This is a genomic window from Streptomyces sp. ICN903, from assembly GCF_022015835.1.
Classification (GTDB): domain Bacteria; phylum Actinomycetota; class Actinomycetes; order Streptomycetales; family Streptomycetaceae; genus Streptomyces; species Streptomyces fenghuangensis.
Genome location: NZ_JAKMAY010000152.1, coordinates 1 through 13,809 on the forward strand (window position 1 = coordinate 1; position 13,809 = coordinate 13,809).

Annotated in this window: 11 protein-coding genes, 1 pseudogene and 1 riboswitch; of the genes and pseudogenes, 9 read left to right on the plus strand and 3 right to left on the minus strand. The window is 75.5% G+C overall.

The window, feature by feature from the left end; all coding sequences use genetic code 11:
- Positions 1–134: 134 nt before the first annotated feature.
- From L7D48_RS16650 to L7D48_RS16660, 3 genes are all read right to left on the minus strand, one after another.
- Complete coding sequence (locus L7D48_RS16650) at positions 135–260, minus strand: SapB/AmfS family lanthipeptide (RefSeq protein WP_093654844.1); 126 nt, start codon at positions 258–260, stop codon at positions 135–137.
- The gene (lanKC, locus tag L7D48_RS16655) at positions 257–2,953 is read right to left on the minus strand and encodes a class III lanthionine synthetase LanKC (protein ID WP_237880234.1); all 2,697 of its coding nucleotides are present in this window, start codon (positions 2,951–2,953) and stop codon (positions 257–259) included. The genes L7D48_RS16650 and lanKC overlap by 4 nt, the downstream gene beginning before the upstream one ends.
- 246 nt (positions 2,954–3,199) lie before the next feature.
- Positions 3,200–4,780, minus strand: a complete 1,581-nt coding sequence (locus L7D48_RS16660; RefSeq protein ID WP_237880235.1) for a peptidoglycan-binding protein — start codon at positions 4,778–4,780, stop codon at positions 3,200–3,202.
- Between the two features lie 506 nt (positions 4,781–5,286).
- Positions 5,287–5,369: riboswitch (cobalamin riboswitch) on the plus strand.
- Between the two features lie 161 nt (positions 5,370–5,530).
- Here L7D48_RS16660 and L7D48_RS16665 point away from each other — a divergent pair.
- From L7D48_RS16665 to L7D48_RS16705, 9 genes and pseudogenes are all read left to right on the plus strand, one after another.
- Positions 5,531–6,832 carry a prenyltransferase/squalene oxidase repeat-containing protein gene (locus L7D48_RS16665; protein WP_237880236.1) on the plus strand — a complete coding sequence of 434 codons (1,302 nt, stop codon included), beginning with the start codon at positions 5,531–5,533 and terminating at the stop codon, positions 6,830–6,832.
- Positions 6,829–7,545, plus strand: a complete 717-nt coding sequence (locus tag L7D48_RS16670) for an SCO2322 family protein (protein ID WP_374492503.1) — start codon at positions 6,829–6,831, stop codon at positions 7,543–7,545. Before L7D48_RS16665 ends, L7D48_RS16670 begins: the two co-directional genes overlap by 4 nt.
- Entirely contained in the window at positions 7,542–8,723 is a 1,182-nt protein-coding gene (locus L7D48_RS16675) for an energy-coupling factor transporter transmembrane component T (RefSeq protein ID WP_237880237.1), read from the plus strand. Before L7D48_RS16670 ends, L7D48_RS16675 begins: the two co-directional genes overlap by 4 nt.
- The gene (locus tag L7D48_RS16680) at positions 8,720–10,399 is read left to right on the plus strand and encodes an ABC transporter ATP-binding protein (RefSeq protein ID WP_237880238.1); all 1,680 of its coding nucleotides are present in this window, start codon (positions 8,720–8,722) and stop codon (positions 10,397–10,399) included. The genes L7D48_RS16675 and L7D48_RS16680 overlap by 4 nt, the downstream gene beginning before the upstream one ends.
- A 116-nt stretch (positions 10,400–10,515) precedes the next feature.
- The gene (locus tag L7D48_RS16685; protein WP_237880243.1) at positions 10,516–11,349 is read left to right on the plus strand and encodes an ECF transporter S component; all 834 of its coding nucleotides are present in this window, start codon (positions 10,516–10,518) and stop codon (positions 11,347–11,349) included.
- Positions 11,350–11,385: 36 nt separating this feature from the next.
- Positions 11,386–12,099, plus strand: coding sequence for a hypothetical protein (locus L7D48_RS16690; protein WP_237880239.1), 714 nt, complete (start codon positions 11,386–11,388; stop codon positions 12,097–12,099).
- A complete protein-coding gene (locus tag L7D48_RS16695) occupies positions 12,096–12,659 on the plus strand; it encodes a hypothetical protein (RefSeq protein WP_237880240.1) in 564 nt (187 codons plus the stop codon). The genes L7D48_RS16690 and L7D48_RS16695 overlap by 4 nt, the downstream gene beginning before the upstream one ends.
- A 181-nt stretch (positions 12,660–12,840) precedes the next feature.
- The gene (locus L7D48_RS16700; RefSeq protein WP_237880241.1) at positions 12,841–13,185 is read left to right on the plus strand and encodes an antibiotic biosynthesis monooxygenase; all 345 of its coding nucleotides are present in this window, start codon (positions 12,841–12,843) and stop codon (positions 13,183–13,185) included.
- 261 nt (positions 13,186–13,446) lie between these two features.
- A pseudogene (locus tag L7D48_RS16705) lies at positions 13,447–13,809 on the plus strand (hypothetical protein); the annotation flags it as partial.

Consider the following 13,809-nt stretch of genomic DNA (forward strand, 5'->3'; position numbering starts at 1 on the left):
GGCGGTGCGGCGGGGGTACGCGCGGGGCGGCCGGGGTAGACCTGGAACACGGCGATGCGGTCCCGGGCGCTGTGACCGCCCGGGACCGCGTCGACCGTTTCACCTCCGCGGGGTCAGACCCCGCGGCACCGGGGTCAGCGGCAGGTGGTGACGCTCAGGGAGCTGTCACCGCACAGCAGCAGGCTGGCCTCGGAGCCGCCGCCGGCGACGGTGCCCTTGTCCTCGGAGGTCTCCAGGGTCTGCAGGTCGAGAAGCGTCATTTCTCTGTTCCTTTCGTTTCCGTGGGGACGGGATTTTCCGGTACGGCCTCCCTGACGAGAGACCGGCTCTGGGGCCGCCTCGGGGGCGGCGGGAGGAAGGGCAGGTGCACGGAGGTGTCGTGCAGCGCGCTGCCCAGGGCGAGCAGACAGCCGGCCGTGCCGGTGGCGAGATCCATCGACAGGCGCATCATCTGTTCGCCGGGGAAGGCCAGCAGGCCCTGGTAAGGGACGGCGGCCCGGGTCAGCGAGGCGATCTGGCGGCGCAGGTCGGCCTCGTGGGCGCCGGGTTCGCCGACGGTGGTGCGGCTCAGGTGCAGGATCATCCCGGCCGTGCCCCGGAACAGGGCGGGCTGGGCGTAGAACCTGGAGCGGGCGGCCTTGACGATGTCGTGCCGCGCCCGCTCGAACCGCTCGTCGTCGCGGTGGGCGGCGTAGTCGTCCAGCACCATCCCGATGCCGACGCTGCCCTCGCCCAGGTAGGGCATGGTGCGCCAGCCCTCGTCCACCTGGAGGGCGCCGCCGGCGCTGATCACGCAGTGGTCGAGGTCGCGCCGCAGGGCGTCGGCGGCGAGGTCGAGCAGTCCGGGCTCGCCGGTGCGCTCGTAAAGCCGCAGGAAGAGCAGGGCCTGGCCGGCCGAGCCGTACAGCAGCCCGGCCCGGGGGCCTCGGCCGGGCTCGCGTCCGCCCTTGTCGGCGACGAGGCGAGCGCAGCGCAGCGCGGCGTCGCGCAGGGCGCTCTCGCCGGTGGAGGCGGCCAGGCAGTCCAGTGCCAGTCCGATTCCGGACAGTCCGCCGTGCAGGTCGGGGGCCAGGTCGTCCCAGGGCTGCTCCACGACCGTCCCGGCCAGTTCCAGGGCCCGGTCGGTGTGGCCGAAGCGCTCCAGGGTCCAGGCGATGCCGGACAGTCCGTCGTAGAAGCCCAGCGGGGTGCCGGAGGGGAGCTCCTTGGTCCTGCGCAGCAGCCAGTCCTCGGCGTCCGGGCACCTCTCGGCACCGGTGACGGCCAGGGCGTGGAGCACTCCGGCCGCGCCGTTGGCGAAGGAGAGGCTGCCGCCGGCGGCGAACTGGGCTATGTCGCCGGGGAAGAAGCGGTCCTCGCGTTCGGGGGTGGCCGAGGCGAGTACCGCCCGCGCCATCGAGTCGCGGCTGCGCGGCCAGTCAGCGGGGTGGACGGGCAGGTAGTCCCGCCCGGACGCGCCCGTCGCGGCACCCGCCGTCCCCTCCTGGGCCGTGCCGCCCGGCCCGCGCCCGTCGCCGTCCGGCTCCGGGGGCTCCCAGCCGCGGAGGATCTCCGCCACGGCCTCGTCGAGGAACTCGCGCGGTACGGGGAACTCCTCGGCCACCAGCTCGGCCAGGTGCGCCGCCTTGCCCCGGTCGATCGCCAGCAGGCTGGTCTGCGGCAGGAAGAGCGCGATGCGCAGGCAGGCCAGGGCGTAGCGGTCGACGTCGAACCCCCTGCGGTCGGCGGGGGCGACGAAGCCGGGGTTGGCGATGACCTGGCGGCGGCCCTCGTCGATGTGGGCGGCGGCCTCGAAGTCCAGCAGTGTCACCGACCGCTCGTCCTCGGAGACCATGATGTTGAACAGGTGCAGGTCGTTGAAGACGACGCCGCGGGCGTGGACGGCCTCGACGGCCTCCTCCACCAGCCGGTGGATGCGCAGGGCCCACTCGGTGTACCCGGCGATCGCGTCCGGGCCGGGGTCCGCCTCGATCAGGGGGTGGCGCAGGGCGAAGAAGCTGTTGAGCGGCCTGCCGTCGACGTACTCCAGCACCAGGAACCAGTGGTCGCCGAGCTGGAACCAGTCGCGCACCTCGGGGGTCTGCGGCAGGCCCGACAGCCTCTCCAGCGCCTCCTTCTCGCGGCGCAGGCGGGTCACGGCGTCGGCGCCGTCGGCTGCGAGGCCGGCGTGGGGGCGGCCCTCCTTGAGGACGACCTTCTCGCCGGTGCGGGTGTCGGTGCCGACGTACACGCCCCCGCCGTTGGAGAAGTGCAGTGCCTTCTCGATGCTGTAGGGGATGTCGGCGACCTTCGCCGCGCCGCGGGCCTCCAGGTGGGGCCGCAGGAAGTCGGGGAGGGTGATCCAGTCGGGGACGTGGAAGGCCGGGTCCCTGCGGTCGGGCACCAGGCGGCCCTCGGCGTCCTCGACGGCGGGACGCAGCTCGCCGTCCTCGTAGCAGTGCCGCTCGGTGAAGCTGCCCCAGCGCACGTACACCGGGCCGTTCCCCCAGCGCAGGTCGCTGAGGATGTACGGGCCGCTCTCGCCGGTCAGCAGCGCGTCGAGGTCCTCGGCGATGGTGCGGCACTGCTCGTCGCCGGCCGGGTAGACGGTGACGAACTTGCCGCTGGCGCCGCGGTCTGCGTACTTGGCGTTGCGGTTGTGCAGCAGGTAGCGGCTGGGCATGAACTTGAAGGCCACACCCCGGGACACGCAGTAGTCCCAGACCTTCTCCAGGATCCGCTCGGCGTTGTCCAGGCAGGCCGAGACGTGGATCTTCCAGCCCTGGGCGGGGAGTTCGGCGTCCAGCGGGCGCAGGGCCAGCCAGTCCCCGGAGCGGTGGCGCTGCCAGCCTTCGGGGGCCGGGCGGCGGGCGGCCTCGTAGGTGCCGGCCCGTCCGGTCTCGTCGGAGAGGCGGTGGGGGGCGTCGTAGAAGTGGCGGTCCGCGTCGCAGAAGACGGCGTAGCCCTTGCTCATCGTTCCCCCTTCGGCCTTCTCGGTCACCGGCGGCGTCTGGGGAAGACGATTCCACGGCGCCGAAGGGGCGCGACAGTCACAGCTGTCACGAGTCGGCCGTGAGGAACTCATGAGTAGTCTCCGCGGCGGGGAAGGGCGCCGCGGGCCCGTGGAGAAGCGCCGGTCCGCACCGCCGGGCGGCGGTGCGGACCGGTGTGACGTGCCAGGTCCGGCGGCGGTTCCCGGGCGGACCCGGCCGGCGCGGCCCTAGCGACCGGCCTGGAGCGCGCCCCAGGTGCCGCTGCCGACGATGCCGTCCACGGCCAGGCCGCGGCTGCTCTGGTAGTCGCGCACGGCGGTCTCGGTGTTCGGGCCGAAGGCTCCGTCGATGCCCACGGTGCGGCCGAGCGCCGCGGTCAGGGAGCGCTGCAGCCGCTCCACGTCCGCTCCCGAACTCCCCCGCTTCAGCACGGGCCTGGTGCCGGCCGACAGCAGGGCGGTCCAGGTGCGGGCGCCCACGACGCCGTCGGCGGTCAGGGAGCGGCTGCTCTGGAAGGCCCGCACCGCGCTCCCGGTGCCGGAGCCGAAGACGCCGTCCACCGTGCCGGCGTCGAAACCGCTGTCGTTCAGCAGCTGCTGGGCGGCCTTCACCTGGGCTCCGGTCGAGCCGCTGCGCAGGGTGCTGTAGGAGGTGAAGTTCAGCTGGACGGGGGCGGTGGCGTCGCCGTCGCGGACCAGCTGCATGTAGTAGGTCCAGTTCCAGTTGGGGCCGGGGTCGGTGTGGTCGTTGCCCGGCACCTCGACGTGGCCCACGATGTGCGACCGGTCCTTGGGGATGCCGTAGCGGTCGCACAGGTGGCGGGTCAGGGCGGCCGAGGAGCGGTACATGGCGTCGGTGAACCAGGAGGGGTTGTCCACGTAGCCCTCGTGCTCCAGGCCGATGGAGTACGGGTTGCCGGACTTGGCGTGCCAGGCGGTGTCGCGGTCGCGGACCATCTGCGTGACCTCGCCGTCCGAGGAGCGGATCACGTAGTGGGCGCTGACGTTGGAGCTGGGGTTCTGGAACCAGCTGATCGAGCCGGCGTAGGAGCCCTGGGTGACGTGGACGACCACATGGGTGATCGACGACGAGCGGCCCGAGGTGTAGTTGCCGGAGTGCGCCGCCACCCACCGCGCGGGCGGGTAGTCGGTGCTCAGCGCTCCCGCCTCGGACGACGCGCCCAGCGGCCGGACCTTCGCGTAGCGGCCGAGTTCCGGCTCGGTCTCCCTGGGCCGTACGGTGACCCGCTCGCCGGCCGGGGTCAGGGCGCTGAAGCCGTCCTCCAGGAAGTCGTAGACGGTGTCGGCGTACAGCCGGGCGGTGCGGTCGTCGTCCGCGCCGCCGTAGCGGGCCACCACCGGGTACCAGGCGTCCGCGTCGCGGCGGTCGGCGGCGTCCAGGCCCAGCTCGTCGGCGTAGGAGCGCAGGACGGCCGCGCCGCCGAGGATGTTGGCGGCGGTGTCCTTCCTGAGGTCGGCGGCCGGCTCGCCGGTCAGCTCGGCGGCCTTCTCCAGGGTGCGGCGTTCGGGGTTGCTGACCAGGTGCATCACGCCGTAGCCGCCGGCGTGGCTGGGTTCGCCGCCATGGCCGTCGAGGTGGGTCTCCCCGTAGCCCACCGCGACCAGCAGGTCGCGCGGGACCTGGAACTCGTCGGCCGCCCGCTCGAAGGCCCGGTTCACCGGGGCGCGCGGGTCCGGGTCGGCGGGCGCGGCACTCGCGGGCTGGCCCGTGGCGATCAGCGCCGCGGCGGCCGCGGTGGCGAGTACGGGGGTGCCCGCCCGTCTCCAGGCGGTGAGGCGTCGGAACATTCTTCCTCCCGGTCAGCATGTGCGTGGGGGGTGAGCATCTGCTGCTCGCTCACGCCGGTGGTCGGAAGGAACTCCTACCCTGAAAGACATGTACACGTCAATAATTTCCCGGATTCCCCCAGCGATTCCGCCCACCAACCGACAGGAATTCCGCGCAGGGCTCGGGAAAATCCCTGAAAAGCCCCGAAAAGCAGCATCCGGTCACCCGGACGGCTGTCACCGCCTGCGCGGACGGCCCCCGGCGCGACCGTCCCCGCGCCGGGGGCATTCGCGCCCCAGCAGAGAGTGGCGGATCCGCGCTACGCGCGTCAACGAAATGCACCGGGAACCATGGGAATTCTTTGGTGTGAACCACTGGAAAGGGCTGCGGAACGGACGGGGGAACCGCGTCGGAACACCTATTGGCGCGTCATGGGCCGGATCACCGGTGTGATCCCGCTCCCACCTGCGGTCCGGCCCCAACCACGCCCGTTAGAGTGAACCGCGAAACGTCCTGTGCCCGAGTGGGGGAAGCCGGTGCGAATCCGGCGCTGACCCGCAACCGTGAGCGGGCGGACACCGGCCCGTCCGCCGTACAGCCGGAGCACCCGCCCGGGCACACGAGGCTCCCGGGGCCGCGCACCGCCGCACGGCGGTGCGCGGCCCCGGACCGGCACCGTCGAGGAATGCGGAGCCGAGCCCGGTGTGCCCCGTGCGGTGAGCGCGGCCGGCCGTCCGTGCACGGCTGCGCCGCGAGAAAGGCACCCGCCCATGTCCCTGCGCCGCACCGCCGCGGCCCTGGCCGCATCCACCGTGCTCTGCGCGGTCGCGGCCCCCGTCGCCGCCGCCGACGAGTCGCCGTCCGCGCAGGCCCCGGCGCAGCGGGACCTGCCCTCCGGGCTGTACGGGAAGGACGACCCGCAGTACGACGGCGTGTGGCGCCAGTCGACGGCCCTGCTCGCCCAGGACGCGGTCGGGGTGAAGCCCGCGTCCAAGGCCGTGGCGTGGCTGGCCGGCCAGCAGTGCGAGGACGGCTCCTTCGCCTCCTACCGTCCCGACCCCACCGAGGCGTGCACCGCGAAGACGGTGGCCGACGTCAACGCCACGGCCGCCGCCGTCCAGGCGCTGGCCGCCCTCGGCGGCCACGGCGAGCGGGTCGAGCGGGCCGTGAAGTGGCTGCGGCTGGTCCAGAACGACGACGGCGGCTGGGGCTTCAACCCCGGCAGCCCCAGCGACGCCAACTCCGTCTCCGTCGTGATCGGCGCCCTGGACGCCGCGGGCGAGGACCCGGCGAAGGCGCTTTCGGCGAAGGGCGGGAAGTCCCCCTACAACTCCCTCCTCGGCTTCCAGCTCGGCTGCGACGCCGACAAGGACGAGCGCGGCGCCTTCGCCTACCAGCCCGACGAGAAGGGCCGCCTCGCCGCGAACGACGACGCCACGGCCGCCGCAGTGCTGGCCGCCCGCGGCGAGGGCCTGGCCACCGGGCCGGGTGGTGAGGACGGCGGCGGCGAGGACCGCGGCGCCGCGAAGGCCCTGGAGTGCGGCGAGGACGGCGAGGGCGGCGCGGAGCGCACCCCGGCCGAGGCCGCCGAGGCCGGCGCCGCGTATCTGACGCGGGTGCTCGAGGAGGGCGGCGGGCACCTGAAGTCCGCCATGCCCGGCGCCGAGGAGCAGCCGGACCACGGCAACACCGCCGACGCCGTGATCGCCCTGGCCGCCGGCGGCCACCGCGACGCCGCCGCGAAGTCCCTGACCTGGCTGGAGAAGAACCTCGGCTCCTGGGACAAGGCCACCACCGGCCCGGCCGCCCTGGGCCAGCTCGTACTGGCCGCCCGCGCCGCGGGCGGCGACCCGGCCGACTTCGGCGGGGTGAACCTGGTCGAGCGGCTGAACGCCACCGGCCCGGCCCCGGTGCACGTCCCCTCCGGCAAGGGCGGCGAGGACGGCGGCCGGCAGGAGGCCTCGCAGGACGGTGACGGCTCGCCGGTGATGTGGTCCCTCGTCGGCGCGGGCCTGGTCGCGGGAGCGGGCGCCGGCTTCCTGATCAGCATGCGCAGGAGGCGGAACCGGTGACCACGCCGCGCACCGTGCTCACCGGTGTGTTCACGGCCGTGCTCGCGGGCGTGTTCACCGCCGTGCTGTCGGCGGTGGGCGCCGCCCCCGCGCACGCCGCCGGCTACCGCTACTGGTCCTTCTGGGAACGCAACAGCGGCCAGTGGACGTACGCCACGCAGGGGCCGGGCACGCTGCGGCCCGAGGACGGCGACGTACTGGGCTTCCGGTTCGCCGTCAGCGAGGACTCCGCCGAGGCCGACAAGCCCCGCGGCGCCGGTGACTTCGAGGAGATCTGCGGCGGCACCGAGGCCGGGGAGGGGAGCAAGCGGATCGCGCTGAGCGTCGACTTCGGCACCCGGGCCGACGCGCCCGGGGGCGAGAAGCCGCCCCGGGGCCGCACCGAGTGCGCGCACGTGCCCGAGGACGGGACCGCCGCCGAGGCGCTGGCCGCCGTGCTGAAGCCGCTGCGGTACAACTCCGACTCGCTGCTGTGTGCCATCGCCGGCTATCCGCGCACCGGCTGCGGTGAGCAGGTCTCCGACTCCGCGGCGCGGACGGACGGCGCCTCCGGCGACTCCGAGGGCTCCGAAGGGTCCGAGGGCTCGGCCGCCCCCGAGGACACCGCCCCGGGGGACGGCGGCGGCCCCTCCGCCGGGCTGGTCGGGGGCGGCGCCGTCGTCGCCGTACTCGCCGCAGCGGCCGTCTGGCAGGCCCGCCGGCGCCGGTCATGACCCCCCGGCAGTCCCTGGCGGCCCTGCGCGCCCCGCGTGCGACGCGTTCCAACGCGCTGCACGCGGGCGCGTGGTGGCTGTGGGCGCTGGGACTGGCCACGGCCGCCTCCCGCACCACCAACCCGCTGCTGCTGGCCCTGATCATCGCCGTCACGGCGTACGTCGTCGCGGTCCGCCGCACCGACGCGCCCTGGGCCCGTGGTTACGGCGCCTTCCTCAAGATCGCCCTGGCGGTGCTGGTGATCCGGCTGTTCTTCGCCGTCTTCCTCGGTTCCCCGATCCCCGGCACCACCGTGCTGTTCACCCTCCCCGAGGTGCCGCTGCCCGACTGGGCGCGGGGCGTGCGCATCGGCGGCCGGGTCACGGCCGAGGGGCTGGTGTTCGCGCTGCGCGACGGGCTGAAGCTGGCCACCATGCTGGTGTGCGTCGGCGCGGCCAACGCCCTGGCCAGCCCCGCCCGGCTGCTCAAGTCCCTGCCGGCCGCGCTGTACGAGGCGGGGATGGCCGTGGTCGTGGCGATGACGTTCGCCCCCCATCTGATCGCCGACGTCCGCCGGCTGCGGGCCGCCCGCCGGCTGCGCGGCCGCGACGACAAGGGGATCAGGGCCGTGCTGCGGATCGGGCTGCCGGTCCTGGAGGGCGCGCTGGAGCGCTCGGTGGCGCTGGCCGCCTCCATGGACGCGCGCGGCTACGGCCGCACCGCACGGGTGCCGCCCGCCGTGCGCCGCACCACCGCCGCCCTCACCCTGGGCGGGCTGCTGGGCGTGTGCGCCGGCACCTACGGGCTGCTGGCGGCCCAGGGCGCGGCCTTCGGACTGCCGGTGCTGCTGCTCGGGCTGGCCGCCGCGCTCGGCGGGCTGTGGCTGGGCGGGCGCCGCGCGGTGCGCAGCCGCTACCGGCCCGACCGCTGGGGGGCGCGCGCCTGGCTGGTGTCGGCCTCCGGCGCGGCGGTCGGCGCGGCCGTGGCCTGGGCCGCCGCCCGCCTGCCGGACGCCCTCGCCCCTCCCCCGGTGCCGCTGACCGCGCCCGAGCTGCCGCTGTGGCCCGCCGCGGCCGTACTGGCCGGGCTGCTCCCGGCCTTCGTCGCCCCCGTACCCGCCCTCCGAACCGAAACCGACGCCGGGTCCGTCTCCCGCACCGGGCAGACCCCGCCGGCGAAGGAGACGACCCGCGCATGATCCGCTTCGACCAGGTCTCCGTCACCTACGGGGACGGCGCCGCCCCCGCCGTGCACGGGGTGGACCTCACCGTGCCCGAGGGCGAGCTGGTGCTCGTCGTCGGTCCGTCCGGTGTGGGCAAGTCCACGCTGCTGGGCACCGTCTCCGGGCTGGTGCCGCACTTCACCGGCGGCACCCTGCACGGCCGGGTGACCGTGGACGGCCGCGACACCCGCGAGCACCGGCCGCGCGAACTGGCCGACGTCGTCGGCACCGTGGGCCAGGACCCCCTCGCGCACTTCGTCACCGACACCGTCGAGGACGAACTCGCCTACGGCATGGAGTGCCTGGGCCTGCCGCCGGACACCATGCGCCGCCGCGTCGAGGAGACCCTGGACCTGCTGGGCCTGGCCGATCTGCGCGACCGCCCCGTCGCCTCCCTGTCCGGCGGGCAGATGCAGCGCGTCGCCATCGGCTCGGTGCTGACCACCCACCCCAAGGTGCTGGTGCTGGACGAGCCGACCTCCGCGCTCGACCCGGCCGCCGCCGAGGAGGTGCTGGCCGTCCTCCAGCGGCTGGTGCACGACCTGGGCACCACCGTGCTGATGGCCGAGCACCGCCTGGAGCGTGTGGTGCAGTACGCGGACCAGGTGCTGCTGCTGCCCGCGCCCGGCGCCGCGCCGGTGCTGGGCGAGCCCGCCGAGGTGATGGCGCTCTCGCCGGTCCGCCCGCCCGTCGTCGCCCTGGGGCGGCTGGCCGGCTGGTCCCCGCTGCCGCTGTCGGTGCGGGACGCGCGCCGCAGGGCGGCCGGGCTGCGGGAGCGGCTGGACGCGCTGGAGCCGCCCGCCGAGCGCGCCGGGTCCGGCGGGTCCGGTCCGTCGGGCGGGTCCGGTCCGTCGGGCGGTTCGGGCGGCGGCGAGCCGCTGGCCGAGGTGTCCTCACTGTCCGTGCGCCGCGGCCGGGTCACCGCCCTGGAGAAGGTGGACCTGGCGGTGCGGCCGGGCGAGACGATCGCCCTGATGGGCCGCAACGGCGCGGGCAAGTCCACCCTGCTGAACACCCTGGTCGGCATGTACGAGCCCGCGCGCGGCACGGTGCGCCTGGGCGGCGCGTCCGGCGCCGTGCCGCACCGCACCCGGCCCTCCGAACTGCTGCGCCGCGTCGGCCTGGTACCGCAGGACCCGCGCGACCTGCTGTACGCGGACACCGTCGCCGCCGAGTGCGCCGGCGCGGACCGCGACGCGGGCGCCGAGCCCGGCACCTGCCGCGCCCTGGTCTCCACCCTGCTGCCGGACGTCCACGACGGCACCCATCCGCGCGACCTGTCCGAGGGCCAGCGCCTGGCTCTGGCGCTCGCCGTCGTCCTCACCGCCGCCCCTCCCCTGCTGCTCCTGGACGAGCCGACGCGCGGCCTGGACTACGCGGCCAAGGAACGGCTGACGGGCGTGCTGCGCGCACTGGCCGACGACGGCCACGCGGTCGTCCTGGCCACCCACGACGTGGAGCTCGCCGCCGAACTCGCCCGCCGGGTGGTGATCCTGGCCGACGGCGAGGTCGTCGCGGACGGCCCGAGCGCCGAGGTCGTCACCTCCTCCCCCGCCTTCGCCCCGCAGACCGCGAAGATCCTCGCCCCCCGGCGCTGGCTCACCGTCGGCCAGGTGCGGACGGCACTGGGGGAAGCGGGGGTGGGCGTGTGACCGGCGCCCCGGACACCCCCGGCACGTCCGGCTCCCCCGGCACGTCCGACTCCCCGGGCACGTCCGACTCCCCGGGCGCCGGACGGAGCGAGCAGGCCGGGCAGTCCGACCGCCAGGTGCGCGCCGTACGGATCGGGCCGCGCTCCGCCGCGGCCCTGGGCATCGTCTCGGCCATCGGCGTGGCGGCCTTCGGCTGGCCGCTGCTGGCCGACTCCGCCTCCGGACTGGCCCACTCCGGGGACGCCCCCTGGCTGTTCGCCGCGCTGCTGCCGCTGCTGCTGGCCGTGGCGGTGGCGGCCGTGGCCGACACCGGGCTGGACGCCAAGGCCGTCGCGATGCTCGGCGTGCTGGCCGCCGCGGGGGCCGCGCTGCGCCCGCTGGGGGCGGGCACGGCGGGCCTGGAGCCGATGTTCTTCCTGATGGTGCTCTCCGGCCGGGTGCTGGGGCCGGGCTTCGGCTTCGTCCTGGGCGCGGTGTCGATGTTCGCCTCGGCGCTGCTGACCGGCGGGGTCGGGCCGTGGCTGCCGTTCCAGATGCTGTCGATGGGCTGGGTGGCGATGGGCGCGGGCCTGCTGCCCGGCCCCCACAGTCTGCGCGGGCGGCGGGAGCTGGCGCTGCTCGCCGCGTACGGGGCCGTCGCCTCGGTGCTGTACGGCGTGGTGATGAACCTCCAGGGCTGGCCGTTCATCAGCGGACTGGCCGGCGGGATCTCCCATGTCCCCGGGGATCCGCTGGAGGTGAAGCTGGCCAAGTTCGCCGCCTACGTCCTGGCCACCTCCCTCGGCTGGGACCTGCCGCGCGCCCTGCTGACCGTGGTGCTCACCCTCACCGTGGGCGGCACGGTGCTGCGGGCCCTGCGCCGCGCCACACGGCGGGCGGCGTTCGACGCGCCGGCGTCCTTCACCGGGGCTCCGTTTGCGCGGAGCGAGGGCGGCAACGCGGAGAGTTGACAGCCCGAGCAAGGGGACACTCGTGGAAGGCGAGCCATGTCCACAGGTTTGATCATCACATTGATCGTGGCGGCGGTCGTCGTCCTCGCGATCGCCCTGTTCCTCGCCAGGCGCGGCGGCGGGCCGCACTCCGTCAAGCGGCGGTTCGGCCCGGAGTACGAGCGGACCGTCGCCCAGCACAACGGCGACACCAAGGCCGCCGAACGGGAGCTGCGCGAACGGCTCCAGCGCCACGGCGAGCTGCGGGCGAAGCCGCTGACCCCGCAGGAGCGCGAGGAGTACGCGGCCCAGTGGGCCGCCGTGCAGGAGCGGTTCGTCGACGCGCCGGTGGAGGCGGTCGTCTCCGCCGACCGGCTGCTGAGCCGGCTGGCCGAGGCGCGCGGCTTCCCCGGTGACGGGTACGACGAGCAGGTCTCCGCGCTCTCCGTGCACCACCCCAGGCGCGTCCAGGGCTACCGCGAGGTGCACGCCGTGGCCGTGCTGGCCCGCGAGGGCCAGGCCGACACCGAGCGGCTGCGCGAGGCGCTGGTGCACGCCCGCGCCCTGTACGAGGACCTGATGGAGCAGTCCGCCCACGACTCTCGCGGCGGCGGGGGGCGGCACGAGCACGACCGCGCCCACGACCGCGAGCACGGCCACGACCACGCGCACGCCGGCGGTTCCGGATCGCGGGGCCACGGCCGCCTCTCCGAGCGGCTGCACCTGCCCGGAGCGGTCCGCCGCCACGACACCTCCGGAGGCAGGGCATGAGCACGAACGGACGCATCCCCTCGGAGCGCCGGGCCCCGTTGGCCGACCGCGCCGGCCGGCCCGAGTGGACGGACGACGCGCCCCCGGCCGACCGGACGGAGCCGGTGGCGGCGGTGGAGCCGAACGGGTCCGCGGGCCGGGCGGACGGGCGGACGCCGTCCGCCTCCTCCCCGCGGGTTCCGCTCGGGGAGAGCACCGGGACGGCCACCGGGGCGACGGCGGGAACCGCTGCGGGCTCGGCGGCGCACGGTGACGCGGACGGGCACCGCCCGGAGGGCGGGGACGCCGGCACCGGCCTGCTGACCCCGCAGGAGCGCGAGCGGTTCGGCAGGCGGCTGCACGAGGCGGTGACGGGTTTCGTCGACGGGCCCCGGCGCTCGGTCGAGGAGGCGGACGCCGTGTTCGAGGAGATCTCCCGCCGCATCACCGAGCTGCTCACCGAACGCCACCGCAGGCTGCGCGAGCCCTGGCACGGCGAGGACTCCGCGGAGCGCACGGAGGACCTGCGCAGGGCGCTGCGGGAGTACCGCGACGCCGCCGACCGGCTCCTGCGGCTCTGATCCGAGGACCGCGAACCGGCGACCGCACCCGGCGGCCCGGCCCCGACCGGGGCCGGGCCGCCGCCGTATGCCCGCACCGCACCCCGCCCGCTCCCCGGGACGTTCGCCGCACAGCACCACAAGCCGGACCGGCCGCCGTGCCGCCGCTCCCGCGGACCGGGGCGGGGGGCACGATGGGGGCATGAGCATCGTGAAGATCAACGTTCTGACCGTCCCCTCCGAACAGCGGGAGGAGCTCGAGCGGCGGTTCGCCTCCCGGGCCGGGGCGGTGGAGTCCTCCGACGGTTTCGAGTGGTTCGAGCTCCTCCGCCCCGTGGAGGGGACCGACCGCTACCTCGTCTACACCCGGTGGCGCGACGAGGCCGCGTTCCAGGCGTGGATGTCGGGCCCGATGAAGGCGGCGCACCAGGGCGGCGGAGGAGGCCGCACGGGCGGCGGCGGCCGGGGCCCGGCGGCGTCCGACTCCACCGTCTGGACCTTCGAGGTCGTCCAGCAGGCGGCTCCGAAGCCCGGGGCCGAGGGCTGAGCCCCGGCCCCGGTCCCGGGCGCTTCGTCCGGGACCGGGGCCGTCGGCGGCGGGCCGGGAAAGCCCGCGAAACCCGGGCGAACGGGAGTGACCGGCGGGTACGAAGGGAGCGGAGGGTGTCCAGTAACCTCTGTGGCACTTTCCGATGGAGGGGAGCCCTCAGTGGCGGATACGCCCGTCTGCCCCATATGCCACAGGCCCGCGGACGATTCCGGCCGGGCGAGCTGCCGGTGCGCCGGGGTCGAGGTGCTGCCGCGGCCGGTGACGCAGCCGGACCAAGGGCCGGACCCGGCCGACCTGGCGATGTTCCCCGAGGGGGCCCGGCAGGCGGACGGCGACACCGCGCCCCTGCCGCTGGTGACCGGTGGCCGGGCCGCCCCGCGCCGCCGCATCGGGCGCGGCATGGCGCTGGCCGTGGGCGGTACCGCGGTGGCCGTGGTGGGTTCCGGCGTGCTCGTGGCCGGGTTGTTCACACGGGGGGACGACCCCTTCGACGAGGCCCGGTTCGGCGATCGCGGCGGCGTTCCGACCGCGGTGGTGCCCACCGACGGCAAGGGCGGGGAGTCGGCCGACACCGGACCCGACGGCTCCGCCTCCCCCTCGGTCTCCCCCTCGGCCACGGCC